At 72.0% G+C, this 19,305-nt stretch carries 18 protein-coding genes; 10 read left to right on the top strand and 8 right to left on the bottom strand.

The window, feature by feature from the left end; translation table 11 throughout:
• Together AAW13_RS43530 and tatA are read left to right on the top strand one after the other, a co-directional pair.
• A partial coding sequence (locus AAW13_RS43530) for an HAD-IC family P-type ATPase (protein ID WP_420855535.1) occupies positions 1 to 1,024 on the top strand: 1,024 nt, incomplete at its 5' end.
• Positions 1,025 to 1,195: 171 nt separating this feature from the next.
• Positions 1,196 to 1,462, top strand: a complete 267-nt coding sequence (tatA, locus tag AAW13_RS43525) for a Sec-independent protein translocase subunit TatA (RefSeq protein WP_046732629.1) — start codon at positions 1,196 to 1,198, stop codon at positions 1,460 to 1,462.
• Between the two features lie 4 nt (positions 1,463 to 1,466).
• Here tatA and AAW13_RS43520 read toward each other — a convergent pair whose 3' ends face one another.
• The 3 genes from AAW13_RS43520 to AAW13_RS43510 form a co-directional block, all read right to left on the bottom strand.
• A complete protein-coding gene (locus tag AAW13_RS43520; RefSeq protein ID WP_046732628.1) occupies positions 1,467 to 2,453 on the bottom strand; it encodes a sporulation protein in 987 nt (328 codons plus the stop codon).
• Positions 2,454 to 2,637: 184 nt separating this feature from the next.
• Complete coding sequence (locus AAW13_RS43515) at positions 2,638 to 3,093, bottom strand: DUF6114 domain-containing protein (RefSeq protein ID WP_206306390.1); 456 nt, start codon at positions 3,091 to 3,093, stop codon at positions 2,638 to 2,640.
• Positions 3,093 to 3,791, bottom strand: a complete 699-nt coding sequence (locus tag AAW13_RS43510) for a DUF6230 family protein (protein ID WP_046732626.1) — start codon at positions 3,789 to 3,791, stop codon at positions 3,093 to 3,095. Before AAW13_RS43510 ends, AAW13_RS43515 begins: the two co-directional genes overlap by 1 nt.
• Positions 3,792 to 4,394: 603 nt before the next feature.
• Here AAW13_RS43510 and AAW13_RS43505 point away from each other — a divergent pair.
• Entirely contained in the window at positions 4,395 to 5,039 is a 645-nt protein-coding gene (locus AAW13_RS43505) for a hypothetical protein (RefSeq protein ID WP_046732625.1), read from the top strand.
• Positions 5,040 to 5,056: 17 nt separating this feature from the next.
• On the opposite strand, the gene AAW13_RS43500 is transcribed toward AAW13_RS43505, so the two are convergent.
• Entirely contained in the window at positions 5,057 to 6,004 is a 948-nt protein-coding gene (locus AAW13_RS43500; protein ID WP_046732624.1) for a lytic polysaccharide monooxygenase, read from the bottom strand.
• A 468-nt stretch (positions 6,005 to 6,472) separates the two neighbouring features.
• Between AAW13_RS43500 and AAW13_RS43495 the strand changes: the two genes are divergently transcribed.
• Together AAW13_RS43495 and AAW13_RS43490 are read left to right on the top strand one after the other, a co-directional pair.
• Complete coding sequence (locus AAW13_RS43495) at positions 6,473 to 7,120, top strand: ScbR family autoregulator-binding transcription factor (RefSeq protein WP_046732623.1); 648 nt, start codon at positions 6,473 to 6,475, stop codon at positions 7,118 to 7,120.
• Between the two features lie 53 nt (positions 7,121 to 7,173).
• Positions 7,174 to 8,328: a damage-control phosphatase ARMT1 family protein gene (locus AAW13_RS43490; RefSeq protein WP_046732622.1), complete on the top strand. Its 1,155-nt coding sequence runs from the start codon at positions 7,174 to 7,176 to the stop codon at positions 8,326 to 8,328.
• Here AAW13_RS43490 and AAW13_RS43485 read toward each other — a convergent pair.
• A complete protein-coding gene (locus tag AAW13_RS43485) occupies positions 8,300 to 9,562 on the bottom strand; it encodes a cytochrome P450 (RefSeq protein ID WP_046732621.1) in 1,263 nt (420 codons plus the stop codon). The genes AAW13_RS43490 and AAW13_RS43485 overlap by 29 nt on opposite strands.
• Positions 9,563 to 9,970: 408 nt before the next feature.
• Here AAW13_RS43485 and cyc2 point away from each other — a divergent pair, with 408 nt between their 5' ends.
• On the top strand, positions 9,971 to 12,136 hold the full coding sequence (cyc2, locus tag AAW13_RS43480) for a germacradienol/geosmin synthase Cyc2 (RefSeq protein ID WP_046732620.1): 2,166 nt from the start codon (positions 9,971 to 9,973) through the stop codon (positions 12,134 to 12,136).
• Positions 12,137 to 12,158: 22 nt separating this feature from the next.
• On the opposite strand, the gene AAW13_RS43475 is transcribed toward cyc2, so the two are convergent.
• Both AAW13_RS43475 and AAW13_RS43470 read right to left on the bottom strand, forming a co-directional pair.
• Positions 12,159 to 12,995 (bottom strand): hypothetical protein, encoded by an 837-nt coding sequence (locus tag AAW13_RS43475; protein ID WP_046732643.1) that lies wholly within the window; start codon positions 12,993 to 12,995, stop codon positions 12,159 to 12,161.
• 116 nt (positions 12,996 to 13,111) lie between these two features.
• Entirely contained in the window at positions 13,112 to 13,345 is a 234-nt protein-coding gene (locus tag AAW13_RS43470) for a hypothetical protein (RefSeq protein ID WP_071659884.1), read from the bottom strand.
• A gap of 425 nt (positions 13,346 to 13,770) precedes the next feature.
• On the opposite strand from AAW13_RS43470, the gene AAW13_RS43465 reads away from it, so the two are divergent.
• From AAW13_RS43465 to AAW13_RS43455, 3 genes are all read left to right on the top strand, one after another.
• Positions 13,771 to 14,325 (top strand): PDZ domain-containing protein, encoded by a 555-nt coding sequence (locus AAW13_RS43465; RefSeq protein WP_046732619.1) that lies wholly within the window; start codon positions 13,771 to 13,773, stop codon positions 14,323 to 14,325.
• 134 nt (positions 14,326 to 14,459) lie between these two features.
• On the top strand, positions 14,460 to 15,587 hold the full coding sequence (locus tag AAW13_RS43460) for an aminopeptidase P family protein (RefSeq protein ID WP_046732618.1): 1,128 nt from the start codon (positions 14,460 to 14,462) through the stop codon (positions 15,585 to 15,587).
• Between the two features lie 62 nt (positions 15,588 to 15,649).
• On the top strand, positions 15,650 to 16,594 hold the full coding sequence (locus AAW13_RS43455; protein ID WP_046732617.1) for a phosphotransferase family protein: 945 nt from the start codon (positions 15,650 to 15,652) through the stop codon (positions 16,592 to 16,594).
• Between the two features lie 73 nt (positions 16,595 to 16,667).
• On the opposite strand, the gene treZ is transcribed toward AAW13_RS43455, so the two are convergent.
• Positions 16,668 to 18,413 (bottom strand): malto-oligosyltrehalose trehalohydrolase, encoded by a 1,746-nt coding sequence (treZ, locus tag AAW13_RS43450; protein WP_046732616.1) that lies wholly within the window; start codon positions 18,411 to 18,413, stop codon positions 16,668 to 16,670.
• A 175-nt stretch (positions 18,414 to 18,588) separates the two neighbouring features.
• On the opposite strand from treZ, the gene AAW13_RS43445 reads away from it, so the two are divergent.
• Positions 18,589 to 19,140 (top strand): DUF1707 and FHA domain-containing protein, encoded by a 552-nt coding sequence (locus AAW13_RS43445; RefSeq protein ID WP_046732615.1) that lies wholly within the window; start codon positions 18,589 to 18,591, stop codon positions 19,138 to 19,140.
• Positions 19,141 to 19,305: the final 165 nt, after the last annotated feature.

Here is a 19,305-nt window from a genome sequence, read left to right as displayed (position 1 = left end):
GGGTGGGGGTGCGGGTGGGGATGCGGGTTCAGGTACGGGTGCCGGTGCCGGTGGGGGTGGGGGTGGGGGTGCCGGTGGTGGTGTGGGTGCGGGGCCCGGTTCGGGTGTGGGCCGGGACGCGGGTGGGGGGCGGGGTCCGGGGCGGGTGGCCGTGGCCGGTGATCTCAACGACCTCGGCGCCACCGTCGTCGCCCGCTGCACCCCCGAGGACAAGGCCCGGATCGTCGCCGGGCTGCGGGCCGCCGGGCACACCGTCGGGTTCCTCGGCGACGGCATCAACGACATCCCCGCCCTGCGCGCCGCCGACGTCGGCATCGCCCCCCGTACCGCCGTGGACCTCGCCCGCGAGACCGCCGACGTCGTGCTCGCCGAGAAGGACCTCGGCGCGATCGGACACGCCGTCACGGCGGGGCGGCACAGCAGCGCCAACATCGCCACCTATCTCCGGGTCACCCTCTCCTCCAACCTCGGCAACGTCATCGCGATGCTCTCCGCCGGCCTGCTGCTGCCCTTCCTGCCGATGCTCCCGGCCCAGGTGCTCGCCCAGAACCTGTGCTTCGACGCCGCCCAGCTCGCCTTCGCCCACGACCGCCCGGGGGCCACCGCACTGCGCCGCCCGACCGTGCTGCGGCCCCGTGCCTTCCTGCGGTTCATCACCGGCTTCGGGGTGCTGAACGCGATCGCCGACCTCGCCACCTTCGGCGTCCTCGCGATCGCCCTGCGCGGTCCCGACGCCCTCGACGACGAGGCCGTCTTCCACTCGGCCTGGTTCACGGAGAACCTGCTCACCCAGGCGCTGGTGATGTTCCTGCTGCGCGGCGGCGGCCGCCGCCGCGGGCCCATCGGCAGGGCAGCCGCCGCCCTCGCCGCCGTCGGTGTGCTGCTCCCGCCCAGCCCGCTGGGCGCGGTCCTGGGCATGACCGGGCTGCCGCCCGCCTGCCTCCTGTTGCTGGCCGTCGTCCTCGGCCTGTACGCCCTGGCGCTGCGGGCGGTGCGAGCCCGCCACGACCGACGTCGGCCCTGACAGGCGTCGGCCCTGACCGACGTCGGTTCTGACACTCATGGGGCCGGCTTGGGGGTCCGTTTCCCACTCGGGTTGTACAGTTGCGCAATGTAGCAACCATCGATGCCCGGCCGGGGCGCAGAAGGCACCCTCCGTCGGCACGGACCAATGTGAGAATGGGAGGGGGCGGTCATGCTCCGCAACGGCCTGGAACCCTGGCACCTGCTGATCGTCGCGATCGTCTTCATCGTGCTCTTCGGTTCCCGGAAGCTGCCCGACACCGCCCGGGCCCTGGGCAAGTCGATGCGCATCCTCAAGAGCGAGGCGAAGGCGATGAAGTCGGACGAGGCGTCGGCCCCGGTGGAGCCGGCGTCGGTGCGGATGGCGGCGGAGCCGGTCAAGGCGCCCGCTCAGCCGGAGCCCGAGCCGGCCGGCGGGCCCACCGTCACCACGGGCTGACCCGCTAGTCCTCGTCCCCTTCGAAGAAGTCGCCGATCTCGTCGACCACCTCGGCCGCCACCATTCCGCCGACCACGCCCAGCGCGAGGCCCGCCGCACCCGCGGCGACCGCCGTGCCCAGGCCGGGTCCGGAACGGTGGTGGCCGTCTTCGTGTGCGTCGTACCCGCCGTGGCCGTCGTACCCGCCGTGGCCGTACGCCGCATGGGCGCCGTAGGCCTCGCGGTGGGCGATCAGCCGGCTGATCCACCCGTCGACCTCGCTGTTCCAGTCCAGGGTGTGGGCGTCCTCGTGGCGCACCGTGAACCGGGTCAGCGTGTCGTGCCCGCCGGAGAACGCGCCACCGCGTCTGTCCGCCTCCAGTACCACCTCCAGGCCCGCGGGGGAGGCGAGGAAGGTCAGCTCGATCTCGTTCACCGCGTGCGCGTACCGCGGCGCCGGGGTCAGCTCGATCTCCTGGTAGAACGGCAGCCGCTGGCCGGTGCCGCCGATCCGGCCGTACTCCAGATCCGCCGAGCGGAAGCCGAAGCCGAGCTGCCCGAGGGCCTCCAGGACCGCCTCCTGGACGGCCTGCGGCCGCACGGCGAGCGGGTCCAGGTCGCCCTTGTCCCGGGCGCCGGCCAGACCGATCTCCGTGCGCACCCCGAGCACGATGCCCAGGGGCTGGCCGTACAGCTCGGTGACCGGTGTCTCCCACGGCAGCGGTACGGCGAACGGCACCTCCCGCTCCTCCTCGGGTCCGAGCCGGAAGCCGCCGCCCACGGTGAACCGCTCGAAGACGACCTCGCCCTCGCTCTCCCCCTCCTCGTGCTCCGCCTCCACGCGGGCGAGCAGCTCCAGCCCGATGTGCTCGACCTCCGCCGCCGCCGAACCGCCCTTCAGCCACACCCGCCCCGTCAACATCCCGCCGGGCAGCACCGCGCCGCCGTCCAGCACCGTGTCCACCGAGGGCCCGCCGGCACCGATCGCCCCCAGCAGCCGTTTGAACACCATGAAGCCGCCGCTCCTTCGCCGCACTCGTCACTCACACCCGGACCGGCCACACGCGGCCCGGCTGCCAGATGAACTGGCGGGAAGGGCAAAGAAGTTCCCAAGTCACCTGTTCGGAGGAACGAACCCGCCCCCGTACATGGAGAAGAGGCGGACCGGGAACACCGGTCCGCCTCTTCTCGTGGGTTCAGGCCGGCTCTCCCGCACCGTCTCCGAACCCCTGCGTGGTCGCCCGCGCGGCCTTGCGTCGCTTGCGGCGGCTCACGCGCGGCTCCTGGTCCGGCAGCCAGCCGAACGCCAGGCAGCTGCCGACCACTCCGAGGAGCAGGCCGACCATGAAGCCGCCCAGGTTGGAGGTGACCCAGCTGCCCAGGGAGCACAGCACGCCGAGGATGGAGTAGAAGAGGCGCTGCGAAGGGCTGAAGAGAGTCAGCAGGCCGCACAGCACCATGACCACCGGCAGCAGATAGCCCACCAGACCCTGCATACCGATATGGATGACGACCTTCAGCGAGGCCTTCTCCGTGAGCAGGATCCACATGCCGCCCAGGGTCAGCAGGAGCCCGCCCACGAACGGCCGACGGGCCCGCCAACCGCGGAAGGCGGGCCGCCACCCCTCACGGGGGGTATCTGTGCCGGACATCAGCAACCCGAGCTGCTGAAGCTGAGTTTCAGGCCGGGAAGCTTGAAGACCCCGGCGGTGGTCGCGTAGTTGGTCTGCCGCAGGTTGTCGATGTGCACGGTGTCGGCCTGCTGGCTGAAGACGCCCAGGGGTCCCTTGACCCCGGCCTTGGTGAGGGTGCTCGCGTCGTTGCCGATCTCGATGTTGTTGAAGGACGCGTCGCCCGACAGGTCGGTCGAGTCGGTGGTCAGGTCGGTCGCCTGCACCTTCGTCGCGCCGCTGCCCGCCTTGATCAGCAGGTTGGTGCCGCCGAGGTCGACGCTCTGGCACAGGCTGTCCAGGGTCGCGTTCTTGATCGCGGAGGTGACGACCAGCACCTGACCGCCGGTGTCACCGGCGTTCGGGCTGTTGTCGGCCATGGAGTCGAGCGCGCCGAACTGCTCGAAGCCGGTGCCGTCCAGCGACTTGGCGGTGACCGTGAAGGGCATGCCGGAGATGGAGAACGACACCCCCAGCGCTCCCTGGGCGGTCAGGATCGCGAGGCCGGCCAGGCCCAGCGTGGCCGGTACGGCCATGACGGCGGCCCGGCGTGCCCGGACGCGTCCCCGTCTCTGCTGCCCCCCGGTGGTCCCGGTGGTCTCTGATGTCTCGGAAAGAGAACCGCTTCCCGGGTTCTCCGGCGTGTTGTCGGCGGACGGGATGTCCGGGGACGAGGCCATGTCTGCTCCCATGCATTAGTCACGCGGGTTGGGCTTCAGTGGCACGTTGTCCTGGCGCGGACAGCGGCTGCCGCGCACGCCTCCTCGCAACTCCCGGCGGGCGCAAGGGCTTTCTCGTTACGCAGCAGTAGCCATGCCGCAAGTTACCGGCGGTTACTTTTCAGGGTCAAGGTAGTTGTGAAAAAAGGGTGTTGAATATGCGTCAGTTGTGTTCCGACCTTGGAATCCCTTGATCGGTTTCTCAACTCCCTTGATCGGCCTTGACGTTGACGGCTGATCAGGTCTACAACTCTCCCTGGTTTCCTTCGGATCCGTGGCGCCGGATCCGCCGAGCGGCATCGACCGCTTCCCGGCCTCCTCGATCTCCGCTCCGCTCAGCGGCGTCGGCACGGTCGCTTCCCCCCAGGGGCCGTGCCCGAACGCCCTCCACCGGCCCGGCCGGAGGCCTAACCCCCCCAGGCTTTCGGCCGGTCCGGCTCTGCTGCCGTTGTCGGTCCGTCACGTACGGAGAAGGCGTCACGGGCCGGCAACGGCTGGCGCACTCAGGCGCCCCCGAACCCCCCACCCTCACGCAAGTCCCCCCTAAGAAAGAGGCAAACCCGCATGCGTACGCGATCCCTCCTGGCCCTCGCCGGTACCGTCGTCGCCCTCTCCGTCGCCGCCACCGTCCCGGCCTCCGCCGACGGCGCGGTGCTCACCACGGGCAGCGCCGGCGGCACCGCCGTCGCCGTCGGCGACACCCTCAGCGCGTCGCTGGCCAGCGGCACCACCGCCACCCTCTACTCCAGCGCCACCAGCACGAGCGGCATCACCTGCTCGGCCTCCACCTTCACCGCGACGGTCTCGGACAACCCGGCCGCCTCCGGTACCGCCACCGAGTCGGTGACCGGACAGACCTTCAGCAGCTGCACCAGCAACGTGACCGGCGTGACCGGCGTCTCCAGCATCACGGTCGACAACCTGCCGTACGCCAACGCGGTGGCCTCGGGCGGTGCGCTCTCGGTCACCCCGGCGAGCGGCTCGACCATCCAGACCACGGTCAAGCTCACCACCCTGCTGGGCAGCATCACCTGTGTCTACCAGGCCGCCAGCCTGACCGGCACGACCGACAACAGCGACAACAGCGTGAACTTCAGCAACCAGGCGTTCACGAAGAGCTCCGGCTCGATCCTCTGCCCCTCCGCCGGCTACTTCACCGCGAAGTACGCCCCGGTCACCGACAACGGCGCCGCCGTCTTCGTCAACTGACCCGCTCCTGAGAGGCGTCAGCGTCGACGCAGACGCAACGCCAGGGCGGCGCCCCCGGTGAGCACCAGCACCGCGGCGGCGCCGCCCGCCACCAGTGGCGCCGACGGGCCCGAACCGGGGTCGGTGTCGGAGGCCACCGGAGTGCTGTCGGCGGCGGTGGTGTCTCCGGTCGTTGGGGCGACCGGGGTCGCCGTCGCCGTCCGCGCCGCGGAGGGCTCGGCACTCTTCGAGGGGCGCGCCGTCGCGCCCGCTCTCGACGGCGCCTCGGTGTCCGCGGCCGCCGTTGCGCCCGCTGCCGCGGTGCCGGATGCCGGACCCGAGGCCTTCTTCGCCGTGAACACCACGTCGGAACACGAGTAGTAGGTGTCCGGCGTGCTGCTGTTCTGCCAGACCGTGTACAGCAACTGACGCCCCGTCCGGTCGGCCGGGAGCTTCGCGCTGAAGTGGTAGGCCCCGTTCGTCAGCGGCGGGTCCTTGAACTCGGCGAAGGGCTGCGCGGGCAGATCGGACCACTTCAGCGGCTTCGCCGGGTCGTAGCCCGGCTCCGTCAGATACAGCTTGAACGTGCCGGCGTGCGCGATCGTCGAGGCGTACGTCATCGTCATCCGGGCGCCCGGGGTCAGCCGGGTCGCGGGCCAGTCCGCGCGCGCCAGGTCGAGCCCCCGGTACGCCGGCAGGTTGCCGCTGCACAGCTTCCCGTCCGGAATCACCTGCCGGTCCCGGCCGTTCACGCCCGCCACCCGCAGGTCGTCCCAGGTGACGAAGTTCTGCCCACTCGCCGCGATCGCCGCCTTGCAGGCGGCCGTCGTGGCGCTGCCGCCGCTCGGCGAGCAGGCGTAGACGCGACTGACGGGATCGGTGGGCGCGCCGTGCGCGCGGGCGGACCCGGCCGCCCACGACAGGAGCAGCAGCGGAGCCGCGACGGCGGCTCCCACGACTCTCAACTGGGTGGTCGTCCGAGTCATCGGGAACGTCTCCTCGGCGGGGCGCGGGTACGAGGTGTGCCGAGTGAGTACGGGAATCGGCGGCGCGCCGTTCAGTGCGGCTGGTCACAGGTGCGGGTGATGTGGTGGCCGCCGACCGGCTCATCCCTTTTTGTGGGCCTCCCCGTGCTCCCGGGCGCCATTGAGAACCAACCGTCCGGCTCGTATCGTGGCGATCACCACTGTGTGCCGAGCCGTCCGCACCACCGAGGGAGACCGGCGCGAACGCGAGGGAGGGGCGTGTTCTGAACTCGTCCGTTCGTGCAGTGTGGACGCCGGTCGGACGGCCGGGTGCGGCGACGTGCACGTGTCCGTCACCGGGTCCGCGCAGTTGCCTCCCGCTGCCGCACGGTGAGCTATCGTGTGCACGGGGTGAAAACAAACCGCATGCCCCGTCGGTTTGGAAGCCGCAGAGTCACAAGCCGCAAGCCGTGAAGGAGCGTTGAGTCGATGGCGAGGCAGTTACGCGCGGAGCAGACCCGCGCCACGATCATCACGGCCGCCGCCGACCTGTTCGACCGGCACGGCTATGAATCCACCAGTCTCAGCGAGATCGTCGAGCACGCGCGGGTCACCAAGGGCGCCCTCTACTTCCACTTCGCCGCCAAGGAGGACCTGGCGCACGCCATCATGGAGCTCCAGTCCCGTACCTCCAGCCAGTTGGTGCGGGAGATGGACAGCCGCGGCTACTCCTCGCTGGAAGCCCTGATGCGCACCACGTTCGCGATCGCCAGGCTCTCCGTGGACGGTCCGATCCCGCGCGCCGGACTGCGGCTCGCCACCGCGGACGTCACGGTGAAGCCACCGCTCAGACACCCCTTCACGGAGTGGCTGGAGTTCGCGACGCGCAAACTCATGGGCGCCGTCAAGGAGTCCGACGTGCACCCGGACATAGACGTGGGCGCGGTCGCGCACTCGCTGGTCTGCTTCTTCGTCGGCACCCGGGTGGCCGGCCGCAACCTGGAACCGGTGGCCCGGCTGCCGCGCCGGGTCGCGGAGATGTGGTACCTGATGATCCGCGGTCTGGTCCCGGTGCACCGGCGGGCCCGCTACATGACCCTCGTCACCCACTTGGAGCGCGAGATCAGAACGGCGTGACAGGCACCTCCGGTTCGGCGGAGCCGGGCAGACCGCGCGATAGCGTGGCGCACATGCCCGACTCCGCCGCCGCACCCGTGATCCTCGGCACCACCGGCCCGTTCCCGCACAGCGTGCTGGCCGAACGGCACCCCGCGATCATCCGCCAGGTGCGGGACGCCTTCCCGTACGGCCCCGAACAGACCCGCGCTCTCGACGAACTGCTGCACAACTGCACCGAGGGCGCCATCGAACCGCCGCCGGGCGGCCCGGACGGATGGCGTGCGTGGGGACTGGACACCTACGCCGGACAGTCCTGGTTCGACGTGCCCTGGCTGTGGTCCGAGAGCTGGTTCTACCGCCGGCTCCTCGACGCCGTCGGCTACTTCGGCCCCGGGCCCTGGCAGGGCATCGACCCGTTCCGCCCGTTCAAGCTCGCCGAACTCGACGCCAAGGAGACCGACGAGGAACTGGCCGCCCTCGACGACCTCGGCGACGACCCCGGCCTCGCCCTGCTGCACGGCTCGCTCTGGGGCAACCGCGCGGACCTCGGCTTCCGGCTTTCCGCCGAGTCGGCAGAGGCCGTCTCCGCCCTGGTCGCCGACGACAGCGCCGCCCTCCGGCCGTTGCTGAGCGGCGGCACCCTGTGCCTGGTCGCCGACAACGCGGGCCGCGAGCTCGTCCCCGACCTGCTGCTGATCGCCCACCTCCTGGACACCGGAGCCGTCGGCCACGCGGTCCTGCACGTCAAGCCGTACCCCTACTACGTCTCCGACGCCACCACCGCCGATGTGCTCGACGCCCTGCGCAGGCTCACCGGGGCACCGGGCGCCGCCGCCGGATACGGCCGTACCCTCTGGTCCGCGATGGCCGACGGCCGCCTCACCGTGCGCGCCCACCCCTTCTCCTGCGCCCCGCTGCCGTACGCCGAGATGCCCGGCGACCTGCGTGCCGAGTTCGCCTCCGCGACGCTGACCGTCTTCAAGGGCGACCTCAACTACCGTCGCCTGGTGGGTGATCGGCTGTGGTCGCCGACCACACCCTTCGCCGACGTGACCGACTGGTTTCCCGGACCGGTGGCCGCGTTGCGCACCCTGAAGTCCGATGTGATCACCGGCCTGGCCGCGGACACCGTGGCGGCCCTGGACGCGGCCGAGGGGCAGCGCTGGCGCACGGCCGGCACCCACGCCCTGATCCAGGTCAACGCACGGACACCGGAAGTGACTTGAGGCCGTTGATGAAGTTCGAGACGAGCCGCACGGCGGGCCCGGCGGGCTCGAGGGCGGGCGCCTGCGTGTAGAGCGCGCGCAACTGGAGCCGTGCGAAGTGGGCGCCGAGGCAGATGTGCGGGCCGTCCCCGAAGGACATGTGCGGGTTCGGGGTGCGGCCGAGGTCCAGCCGGCCGGGCTCGGTGAAGGCCCGCTCGTCGCGGTTGGCCGAGGCGTGCAGGACGACCACCTTGTCCCCCTTCCCGATGCGCCGGCCGCCCAGCTCGGTGTCCCGCGCGGCCGTCCGGCGGAAGGTCAGCACCGGCGGATGCCAGCGCAGCAGCTCGTCCACAGCGGTGTCGGTCCGCACCTGTCCGTCCCGCAACAGAGCGTGTGCGTCCGGATGTTCGGCCAGCGCCAGCAGTCCGCCCGGGGCGGCCGAGCGCACCGTGTCGTTGCCGGCGACGGTGAGCAGGAAGAAGAACATCTCCAACTCGCCTTCACCCAGACCGGGGTCGACGGCGAGTGCCGTCATGACGTCGTCGGCCGGGTGCCGGCGTTTGTACGCGGCGAGCCCGTGGGCGTACTCGAACATGTCCCGCAGCATCGCGGGCGACCGCGGATCGACCGGCCGGCCCTGTGCGTCGCGGGTCTGCGGGCCGGACTCGTCAGGGTCCTGGTAGCCGATCACGCGCCGGGTCCAGTGCAGCAGCAGTCCGCGGTCGCTGTCCGGGACGCCCAGCAGGTCGGCCAGGTTCAGCAACGCGTACTCGTCGGTGACGGCCGTGACGAGGTCCACCGTGCCGTCCCCGTCCCGGGCCGTCTCCAGCGCCCCGGCGAACAGCGCCCGCGCCCGCCCTCGTACCACCGCCTCGAACCGCTCGACGCGGCCCGGAGTGAAGGCCCGGCTCACCGTCCGCCGAAGCCGACGGTGGTCCGGCGGATCCTGGTTGAGCATCATGCCCCGGATGAAGGGCAGGTCCCGCGGGTCAGGGTCCCGGATCTGGGTGGCGCCGAGCCACGACGAGTACGTCCCCGGCTCCCTGAGCACCCGCACCACGTCCGCGTGCCGGGCCACCGCCCAGAAACCCGGTCCGGCCGGCCAGCCCAGCACCTCCGCCTCCCGCTGCCAGGACACCGGATGGTGGTCGCGCAGGACCCGGTAGTCGGCGTACGGCACGGCCACGGCGTAGCGTCGCGGATCGAAGACGTCGGGCACGGGCGGGACGGCGCCGTCGCCGGCGGTGAGGGTCATGGCACCACGGTGGCTCCGGCGAAAAACAAAGGCAAGGAGTCCACGCTCTCCTCGCCGCTCTCGACGCACAGCGCACCGGGGGCCCTGCGGCAAGGCCCTGTTGACGTCGCGGAATCTGCGGCCGAGGCCCACCACCCGCGGACCGGTGATCCACACGGTGGTCGCGCGCTTCCTGCCAAGTGGCGGAACACGATTGGGGATTCGACGGTCGACGTGATCGTGGCCGGCGCCGGACCGACCGGGTCGGCCATGTCGTCGACGGCAGCAGACTGCCCGGGTGGTTCGGCGCCGCGCACGGTTGAACACCTGACCCGTCGAAGTTCCCGGAATCCGCCCCGGTTCACGCGATGGTGTGATCATGTGCCCCGGAGTGGATGGCCGTCGAAGCGCGCGGGTAGTGCCCCGGCCATGACGCAGCCGTTCGAACTCCCGCACTTCTACATGCCGTATCCCGCGCGGCTCAACCCGCACCTGGAGGAGGCGCGGGCCCATTCCACCGAGTGGGCCCGCGAGATGGGCATGCTGGAGGGCTCCGGGATCTGGACCCAGGCGGATCTGGATGCACACGACTACGGCCTGCTCTGCGGTTACACCCACCCCGACTGCGACGGCCCCGCGCTCTCGCTGATCACCGACTGGTACGTGTGGGTGTTCTTCTTCGACGACCACTTCCTCGACATGTACAAGCGCACCCAGGACCGCGCCGCCGGCAAGGCCCATCTCGACCGGCTCCCGCTGTTCATGCCGCTCGACCCGGCCACGCCCGTGCCGGAACCGCGGAACCCGGTCGAGGCGGGCCTCGCCGACCTCTGGGCGCGCACCGTGCCGTCCATGTCGGTCGACTGGCGACGGCGCTTCTCGGTCGCCACCGAGCACCTGCTGAACGAGTCGATGTGGGAACTGGCCAACATCAACGAGGGGCGGATCGCCAACCCCGTCGAATACATCGAGATGCGCCGCAAGGTCGGCGGCGCCCCCTGGTCGGCCGGTCTCGTCGAGTACGCGACGGCCGAGGTGCCGGCGGCCGTCTCCGGCTCGCGGCCGCTGCGGGTGCTGATGGAGACCTTCGCCGACGCCGTCCATCTCCGCAACGACCTGTTCTCCTACCAGCGCGAGGTGGAGGACGAGGGCGAGAACAGCAACGGCGTGCTGGTTCTGGAGACCTTCTTCGACTGCTCCACCCAGGAGGCCGCCGACACGGTCAACGACATCCTGACCTCCCGCCTCCACCAGTTCGAGCACACCGCGCTCACCGAGGTACCGGCCCTGGCCGCGGAGAAGGGACTCACCCCCGACCAGGCCGCCGCGATCGCCGCCTACACCAAGGGCCTACAGGACTGGCAGTCCGGCGGCCACGAATGGCATCTGCGCTCCAGCCGCTACATGAACCAGGGCGCCACCTCGACCGCCCCCTCCTGGCAGAGCCTGACCGGGCCCGGCACCTCCGCCGCGGACGTCGGCGCCTTACTCGCGACGGCGGCCGCGGAGCGTCTGCGCGCCTACTCCCACGTGCCCTTCCAGCAGGTCGGCCCCTCCCTCCTGCCCGACTTCCACATGCCGTACGAGGTGGCGCTCAGCCCGCACCTCGACGCCGCCCGCCCCCGGCTCGCCGCCTGGATGCACACCACCGGCATGCTCGCCGAGGGTGTCTGGGACGAGGACAAGCTCGCCGCGTCCGACCTCGTGCTCTGTGCCGCCGGCCTCGATCCGGACGCCACCCCCGCCGAACTCGACCTCAGCGCCCGGTGGCTGGCCTGGGGGACCTACGCCGACGACTACTACCCCCTCGTCTTCGGCACCCGCGGTGACCTGGCCGGCGCCAGGCTCGCCACGGCCCGGCTCTCCGCCTGCATGCCCGTCGCAGACGAGCCCGCCCCGGTGCCGGTCACCGGCATGGAACGGGGCCTGGCCGACCTGTGGGCCCGCACCACCGCCGCGATGGGCCCCGAGGACCGGCTCGCCCTCAAACGGAACGTCGACGAGATGACCGAGAGCTGGCTCTGGGAGATGTCCAACCATCTCCAGCACCGCATCCCCGACCCGGTCGACTACCTGGAGATGCGCCGGGCCACCTTCGGATCCGAACTCACCCTGAGCCTGGCCCGCCGCGGCCACGCCCCCGCGATCCCCCCCGAGGTCTCCCGCAGCGGCCCGGTCCGCTCCCTGGAGAACGCCGCCATCGACTACGGCATGCTCGTCAACGACGTCTTCTCGTACCAGAAGGAGATCCAGTACGAGGGCGAGCTCCACAACGCGATCCTCGTCGTCCAGAACTTCTTCGGCGTGGACTACCCCACCGCACTCCGGGTCGTGAACGATCTGATGACCCAGCGGATGCGGCAGTTCGAGCACGTCGTCGCGAGCGAACTCCCGGTCCTGTACGACGACTTCGAGCTGCCGGCCGAGGCCCGCGCGGCCATGGGGGCGTATGTGGACGACCTGCGGAACTGGATGGCCGGAATCCTCAACTGGCACCGGCACGTCGACCGTTACAAGCCGGACCACCTCGCCCGGCGCGCGCACGGCTTCCTCCCGGACCGCCCGCCGCTCGACCCGCGGCTGGGCGTCGGCTGACGGGCCGTCGCCGGTCCCCGGCCTACCGGAGGAGGGCGGTGTGCAGGCGCTGGGCGCGCGCCGCCTGTGGCAGGTCGCCCAGCCGCTCGAACTCTCCGGCCAGCCACCGCAGCGGGGACAGGTCGAGCTCTCTGGTGCCGCCGGGTCGGAGCAGCCGGCTCTGGTCCATCGTGATGTCGTCGAGCCGCCGGATCAGGGCCGCCCTGGCATGTTCGGTCAGGCCCTGGTCGACGGCCAGCCGCGTCCAGGTGGCGAGCGGCTCCTCCGCGGGGTCGCCGGGCACCCCGTGCCGTACCGACTCCCACAGGGGTGGCCGGGGGTGCGGGTCGAGCAGGTCGTAGGCGCAGCCCTCGTCCGCGTTGAGGAGCAGGAAGTCGGGTTCGGTGCGGAGCAGGGCCGTGTGCAGCATGCCGACCAGGTCGACCGGGGAGCGGTCCGGCAGACCCAGGGCGGCGCGGAGTTCGGCGCGCTCGGCGTCGACGCCGTGGTACTCCCGTATCTCGTCCTCGGTCTCGGTCACGCGCGCGAGGATCGCCTGCTCGCCGTCGGCCGGACTCAGGTCCACCAGGTCGCGCCAGCCGGGCAGGCCGATCAGGACCTCGAGCGCCGCGTCGACGGACGTCCCGATGATCCCGGCCGAGCCCTCCGAGTCCGCGTACAGCAACGAGCCGTCCGCGCACACGAAGTACGTGCCGCCGGTGTCGGAGCCGGCCACCGCCTCCAGGGAACCGCCGGAGGCGAGCCGGACCGGCTCGCCATGGCCGTCGGCGGCCCGGTCGAGGTCGAAGTCGAAAGGGAACGCCGCCAGTTCGGCCAGGCGGCGGTGCTGCCGGAGCAGCCGCAGGCAGTCATCGCTCATGTCACAGAACGTAACAGCCGGCACTGACACGGGGTGGTGCGATGGCCGCCTCGCGGTGCGGGACGGCCTCGACGCGACCGACCCGCACCCGCCGCCATATCAGCCGGAGAGGGCTGTCAGCATCCTTCGGTGATGCCCGTCACGCCGGCCTCGAAGACCGCACTTGACTTTCCGGTCGGGGTGAGCCAGCACGAGCTGTTCGTGCCGACGTGGACCCTTACGTATATACCGCTGGAACAGTGGTTGTTGTAGTAGATCCTGGTCGACGTGAGCCCGTCGCTGAACGAGTAATTGGCGTAGGAACCCTGCGGCAGCGTGCAGGCGAAGCTGTAGCTGGCCCTGGGGCTCACAACCTGCTCATGAGCAGGGGAACCGGTCTGCGTCGCCGCGCCGCTGACACCCGTTCCGAGTGCGAGCAGGAAACCCGTCGCCGCGACTGTCGCCACTGTTCTGCGCATTCTTTACCTCTCGTGGAGAAACGATTTACCTTCGCTGATCCCTTGTGCGGGCGCTAACTATTCATGGCGTTTCCGCGGATTGCCAGGGGATATTTTCGGTCAGGGCGTCAGGGGAATGGCGGAAATCAATCCTCCCTGAATTAGCGAAATCGTGGTGCAATCGCGGCGCCGGAATTCATTCCGTTCGGCCCGGTCGCGCGGCAGGTTCGCCGGCCGCCGCCCCGTCACCCCGACGGCAGCCGGGGAACGGCAGTCTCACTCGTTCGTGTCTCGTCGCGCCCGCGTGCGCCGGGTAGGGCTGGGGCTGGAGGCGAACCATGGAACAGACCGTTTTGCGTCCCAAGCCGATTCCCGGCCAGGAACGCGGGGACGAACCCCCACCCGAGGCCGTCCGGCGGCCGCACGCCGCGCGCCGCCGCGGCAACCGGATCCGGACCCTGCTGTTCGGCGCGTGCGTCGGCACCGTCCTGCTGCTGTCCGGGGTCGGACTGGGCACGGTCGGCGCGACCGTGATCTCCGCGAGCAGGCTCGCGGAACTGCGGCACCAGACCCCGCCGCCCGCCCCGGGCGCCGCCCCGTCCGCCACCCCGAGCCCGTCCTGGACGGTCGCCGCGACGCTGGGCGTGGAGGTCGTCGACGCCGAGAAGGTGGGAGCCGTGGTGGTGGGCGTCCACGTGCCCGGCCCGGGCTACACGGCGGGCCTGGTGCGGGGCGACGTACTGCTCCAGCTCGGCGGCGCGCGGATCGACAGCGCAGCCGACCTGGCCCGCGCGGTGACCGGGGCGAGGCCGGGCAAGGAGGTCAAGCTCACCGTGCGGCACGAGAGCGGGGGGTACCAGCAGCTGACCGTGGTGCCGGGGATCGTCACGTGACGGCGTGCGCCCGCCCCCGCGACCGCGACTCGCCACGGTTTTTCCACGCGAACCGGCTCGCGCGCCCCCTCCTCTGCGGGCAGGATGCATGCCGAGGCCCGTAAAGCCACCTCACCCGCGCAAGGAGGCCCTGGATGACCGGCAGCAAACCCGCGCCCTTCACCGCCGACGACTACCGGGCCCGTATGACGCGCGCGGCGCGCACCGCGGCGGACGCCGGGCTCGCCGGTCTCCTGATCGCCCCCGGACCCGACATGGTGTGGCTCACCGGCTACACGCCCACCGCCGTCACCGAACGGCTCACCCTCCTCGTCCTCACCCCCGACCGGGACCCCGTCCTGGTCGTCCCGACCCTGGAGGCGCCCGACGCCGCGAAGGCCGACGCCACGGCCGTCCTCACACTGCGGGACTGGACGGACGGCAAGGACCCCTACGCCCTCACCGCCGACCTGCTCGGCACCACAGGCCGCTTCGGTGTCAGCGACAACGCCTGGGCCATGCACCTGCTGGGCCTCCAGAGGACACTCCCCGACACCTCGTACGCCTCCCTCACCGACGCGCTGCCCATGCTCCGCGCCGTGAAGGACGCGGCCGAACTCGAACTGCTCGCGGCCGCCGGCGCGGCTGCCGACGCGACGTTCGAGGAGATCCGCAACGTTCCCTTCGGCGGCCGTCGTGAGTCCGACGTCGGTCAGGACCTCGCCGGCCTGCTCCGCCGCTTCGGCCACGAGCAGGTCGACTTCACCATCGTCGGCTCCGGCCCCAACGGCGCCAACCCGCACCACGAGGTCGGCGACCGGGTCATCCAGGACGGCGACATGGTCGTCCTCGACTTCGGCGGCCTCAAGGACGGCTACGGCTCCGACACCACCCGCACCGTGCACGTGGGCCCGCCGACCGCCGAGGAGCGCGAGGTCCACGACATCGTGCGGGCCGCGCAGGAGGCCGGCTTCCGGGCCGTCCGCGCCGGGGCCGCCTGCCAGGAGGTCGACCGGGCCGCCCGCGCGGTCATCAGCGACGCCGGGTACGGCGAGTTCTTCATCCACCGCACCGGCCACGGCATCGGCGTCACCACCCACGAGCCGCCGTACATGATCGAGGGCGAGGAACAGCCTCTCGTGCCCGGGATGTGCTTCTCCGTGGAGCCAGGCATCTATCTGCCCGGCCGCTTCGGGGTGCGGATCGAGGACATCGTCACGGTGACCGAGGACGGCGGACGTCGTTTCAACAACACCACCCGCGAGATGGTCGTCGTGGGCTGACCGACCCGGCCCCGGCAGCACCAGCCCGCCCCAACCCACCCCCGACGGCAACGGCGCGATCCATGACCCAGGCACCGACTCCCACCGCGGACACCGTCCGCCGACTGGTCCGTTCGCTGCTCAAGGAGGGCGCGAACGGCACCCCGGGACCCGAAGTCCGGCCCGTCGCGGAGGGCGGCGAGCACTCCACCTGGTGGGTCGGCACCCGCCATGTGCTGCGCCTCGCCCCGGACCGCGAGGCCGCCGTGCGCCAGCGCCGCGAGCTGCGCCTGCGCGACCTGGTCCGCCCGCACCTGTCCGTCGCCGTCCCGACCAGCGTCGCCCACGGCGAGTGGTCGCCTGGGCTCAGCTACACCCTGGACACCGTGATCCCCGGAGGCACGGCCGAGGAGCACGACGTCTCCGCGGTCGGCGAGGCCGACCTGGCCGGGCTGCTCACCGGGCTGCGCGAGGTGCCCGTGCGGCAGGCGGAGACGCTCGGCGTGCCGCGCACCGCGCCGCGCTCCCTGGAGGCGCTGCGCCGGATGGCCGTGGCCGCCGCCGAACGGCTCGCGGCCGCCGACGAGTTCGACCCCGCCCGGCTGCACCAGCTCACCCCGCCGGGCGCGGCCCAGCTCGCCGCACAGCCCGGTACGGCCGTGCTGGCCCACCACGACCTCAAGGGCGAGCACCTGGTGGTCAGCGCCGACGGCAGGGTGCGCGGCGTCCTCGACTGGACCGACACGGCGGTCGGCGACCCCGCCGAGGACATCGCCGGGCTCGCCCTCGCGGTCGGCTCCGGGGCGGGCGTCCGCGCGGCCACCCTGGCCGGCTACGGCGCCCGGCCCTGCCTGCGCGGTCTGTGGCTGGCCCGCTGCGACACCGTCATCCGCCTCACCGACCGCATCGAGGGCCGCGACGACAGCCCCCTCACGCTGCTGCGCGCCCGCCTCCGGCGCGCCTGGGAGACGATCCTGCTGGAACGCGTCTCGGACCTCCGCGAGGACGACACGGACGAGGCGCCGTAAGGGGAAACCGGGCGGCCGTCCGAGCCGTCGGAGGAGTCGTGGGCCGGGCGCCCGTACGCGCGCGGGTGTGTGCCTACGGCTGGGTCAGGACCACGCACGACTCGGCCGGTACCCGGAGCACGCCGTCCGCGTCCGGGGCCGTCACCGTGTCCCACGCGGCCAGGACCTCCACCCGTCCGGTGCCGAGCGGGATCGAGGCCGGCTCCTCGCCCAGGTTCACCGCCACCCGCACGTCCCCGCGGCGGAACGCCAGCCAGCGGGCCGCCGTGTCGTACGCCACCTTGGTGTCGGCGAGGTCGGGGTCGGTGAGGTCCGGCTGTTCCCGGCGCAGGGCGATCAGCCTGCGGTACCAGGCCAGCACGCGCGCGTGCGGCTCGCGTTCCGGTTCCGACCAGTCCAGGCAGGACCGCCGCCGGGTCGCCGGGTCCTGTGGATCGGGTACGTCCTCCTCGGCCCAGCCGTGCGCCGCGAACTCCCGGCGCCTGCCGCGTCGTACCGCCTCCGCCAGGTCGGGGTCCGTGTGGTCGGTGAAGAACTGCCAGGGGGTGCCGGCCGCCCACTCCTCGCCCATGAACAGCATCGGCGTGAACGGCGCCGTGAGCGTCAGCGTGGCCGCGCAGGCCAGCAGCCCGGGGGAGAGGGTGGCCGAGAGCCGGTCGCCCTGGGCGCGGTTGCCGACCTGGTCGTGGGTCTGGGTGTAGCCGAGCAGCCGGTGCCCCGCCACCCGCGCACGGTCCAGCGGACGGCCGTGGTGGCGGCCCCGGAAACCGGAGTACGTGCCGTCGTGGAAGAAACCGCCGGTGAGCGTCTTGGCGAGGGCGGCGAACGGGTCGCGCGCGAAGTCGGCGTAGTAGCCCTGGGACTCGCCGGTGAGCGCGGTGTGCAGGGCGTGGTGGAAGTCGTCGTTCCACTGCGCGTCCAGGCCCAGCCCGTGTTCCGTGCGGGCGGTGATGACCCGTGGGTCGTTCAGGTCGGACTCGCCGACCAGGAACAGCGGGCGGCCCGACTCGGCCGCCAGGTCCGCCACCGCCGCCGACAGCTCCTCCAGGAAGTGGCACGCGCGCGTGTCGCACAGCGCGTGCACCGCGTCCAGGCGCAGCCCGTCGACGCGGTAGTCGCGCAGCCACGCCAGCGCGCTGCCCAGCAGGTACGCGCGCACCTCGTCCGAGCCGGGCGCGTCCAGGTTGACCGCCGAGCCCCAGGGCGTGTGGTGGGTCTCCGTGAAGTACGGCCCGAACGCGGGCAGGTAGTTCCCGGACGGGCCGAGGTGGTTGTGGACGACGTCCAGGACGACGCCCAGTCCGAGTTCGTGCGCCCGGTCGACGAACCGTTTCAGCGACTCGGGGCCGCCGTACGGCTCGTGCACCGCCCAGAGCGAGACCCCCTCGTAGCCCCAGCCGTGTCGGCCGGGGAACGGGCAGAGCGGCATCAACTCCACGTGCGTGACGCCCAGTTCAGCCAAGTGACCCAGGCGCTCGGCGGCCGCGTCCAGGGTGCCCTCGGCGGTGTAGGTGCCGACGTGCAGCTCGTAGAGCACCGCGCCCGGCAGCGCCCGGCCCGGCCATGCGGCCCGCCACGCGTACCTGCCGTGGTCGACGACCGCGCTGAGCCCGTCCGGGCCGTCCGGCTGGCGGCGCGAGCGCGGGTCGGGCAGCACGGGACCGTCGTCCACCGCGAACCCGTACCGGGTGCCGTCCTCCGCGGCCGCCTCCCCGGCCCACCAGCCCGCCCGCCGCGGATCGCGCTCCAGCGCGCGCGTGGCGCCGTCACAATGGAGCGTCACCGAGTCTGCCTGTGGTGCCCACACCTCGAACTGCACGGACGGTCCCCTTCGTCTGGCTCATCGTGAGGTAGTCCTTCCATCGTGCCGCGAAAGGGATCAGTCCGCTTTTGAATCAGCCCTTTCCCGGCGGGTGTCGTCGTACGTACGCGCGCGTGACGGCCGTTTCCCTGTTTTCTGGACACCCGGAGTTCACTGACCCAGAATCAGCAGCGTGACGTCGTCCTTCGAGTTCAACACGTACCCCGCGCGGCTGTCCGACGCGGAGCGCGACAAGGCGCTGAGCGTGCTGCGTGACGGCGTCGCCATGGGACGGCTGTCGCACGACACCTTCGTGCGCCGCATGGAGCTGGCGCTCGCCGCCCGCCGCGCCGACGAGCTCGCCGCGCTCACCGCCGACCTGCCGCAGGAGAATCGCTTCGCGCGCGTGCTCTTCGGCGCCGTGGAGGCCGTCTCCGGCTTCACCGTGCGGCTGCGCCGGGCCTGGCAGGCCGAGCGGCTGCCCAAGCTGCTGCTGCCGCACCCGGACAGCAACTATCCACTGCGCATCGGCCGCGACCCCGCCAGCGGGCTGCGGCTCAACCACGAGACGGTCTCCCGGGTGCACGCCGAGCTCCGCCGCCAGGGCGGCCTGTGGATCCTCAGGGACCTCGGCTCCACCAACGGCACGACCGTCAACGGCCGCCGGGTGACCGGCGCCGCCGTCGTCCGCGAGGGCGACCAGGTCGGCTTCGGACGGATGTGCTTCCGGCTCGCGAGCTCCTGAACATCCCCCGCCGGGCGTCCGGCGTCCGGCGCCCGGCGTCCGGCGCCTGGACCTCGCCCCCGCCCGGCGCCTGGACCTCGCCCCCGCCCGGCGCCTGGACCTCGCCCCCCCGTGCGGCGCCTGGACCTCCCCACCTCGCGGGTTGGCCGAAAAGTGTTTGTCGGC

The organism is Streptomyces humi, from assembly GCF_001005085.2.
In the GTDB taxonomy this organism is placed as follows: Bacteria; Actinomycetota; Actinomycetes; order Streptomycetales; family Streptomycetaceae; genus Streptomyces; species Streptomyces humi.
This window is presented reverse-complemented; position numbering and strand designations above follow the sequence as displayed.

Excerpts from the sequence above, each read along its gene's own strand:
- tatA (WP_046732629.1), top strand. The coding sequence starts at position 1,196 with ATGCTCCGCAACGGCCTGGAACCCTGGCACCTGCTGATCGTCGCGATC.
- AAW13_RS43520 (WP_046732628.1), bottom strand. The coding sequence starts at position 2,453 with ATGGTGTTCAAACGGCTGCTGGGGGCGATCGGTGCCGGCGGGCCCTCG.
- AAW13_RS43515 (WP_206306390.1), bottom strand. The coding sequence starts at position 3,093 with ATGTCCGGCACAGATACCCCCCGTGAGGGGTGGCGGCCCGCCTTCCGC.
- AAW13_RS43510 (WP_046732626.1), bottom strand. The coding sequence starts at position 3,791 with ATGGCCTCGTCCCCGGACATCCCGTCCGCCGACAACACGCCGGAGAAC.
- AAW13_RS43505 (WP_046732625.1), top strand. The coding sequence starts at position 4,395 with ATGCGTACGCGATCCCTCCTGGCCCTCGCCGGTACCGTCGTCGCCCTC.
- AAW13_RS43500 (WP_046732624.1), bottom strand. The coding sequence starts at position 6,004 with ATGACTCGGACGACCACCCAGTTGAGAGTCGTGGGAGCCGCCGTCGCG.
- AAW13_RS43495 (WP_046732623.1), top strand. The coding sequence starts at position 6,473 with ATGGCGAGGCAGTTACGCGCGGAGCAGACCCGCGCCACGATCATCACG.
- AAW13_RS43490 (WP_046732622.1), top strand. The coding sequence starts at position 7,174 with ATGCCCGACTCCGCCGCCGCACCCGTGATCCTCGGCACCACCGGCCCG.
- AAW13_RS43485 (WP_046732621.1), bottom strand. The coding sequence starts at position 9,562 with ATGACCCTCACCGCCGGCGACGGCGCCGTCCCGCCCGTGCCCGACGTC.
- cyc2 (WP_046732620.1), top strand. The coding sequence starts at position 9,971 with ATGACGCAGCCGTTCGAACTCCCGCACTTCTACATGCCGTATCCCGCG.
- AAW13_RS43475 (WP_046732643.1), bottom strand. The coding sequence starts at position 12,995 with ATGAGCGATGACTGCCTGCGGCTGCTCCGGCAGCACCGCCGCCTGGCC.
- AAW13_RS43465 (WP_046732619.1), top strand. The coding sequence starts at position 13,771 with ATGGAACAGACCGTTTTGCGTCCCAAGCCGATTCCCGGCCAGGAACGC.
- AAW13_RS43460 (WP_046732618.1), top strand. The coding sequence starts at position 14,460 with ATGACCGGCAGCAAACCCGCGCCCTTCACCGCCGACGACTACCGGGCC.
- AAW13_RS43455 (WP_046732617.1), top strand. The coding sequence starts at position 15,650 with ATGACCCAGGCACCGACTCCCACCGCGGACACCGTCCGCCGACTGGTC.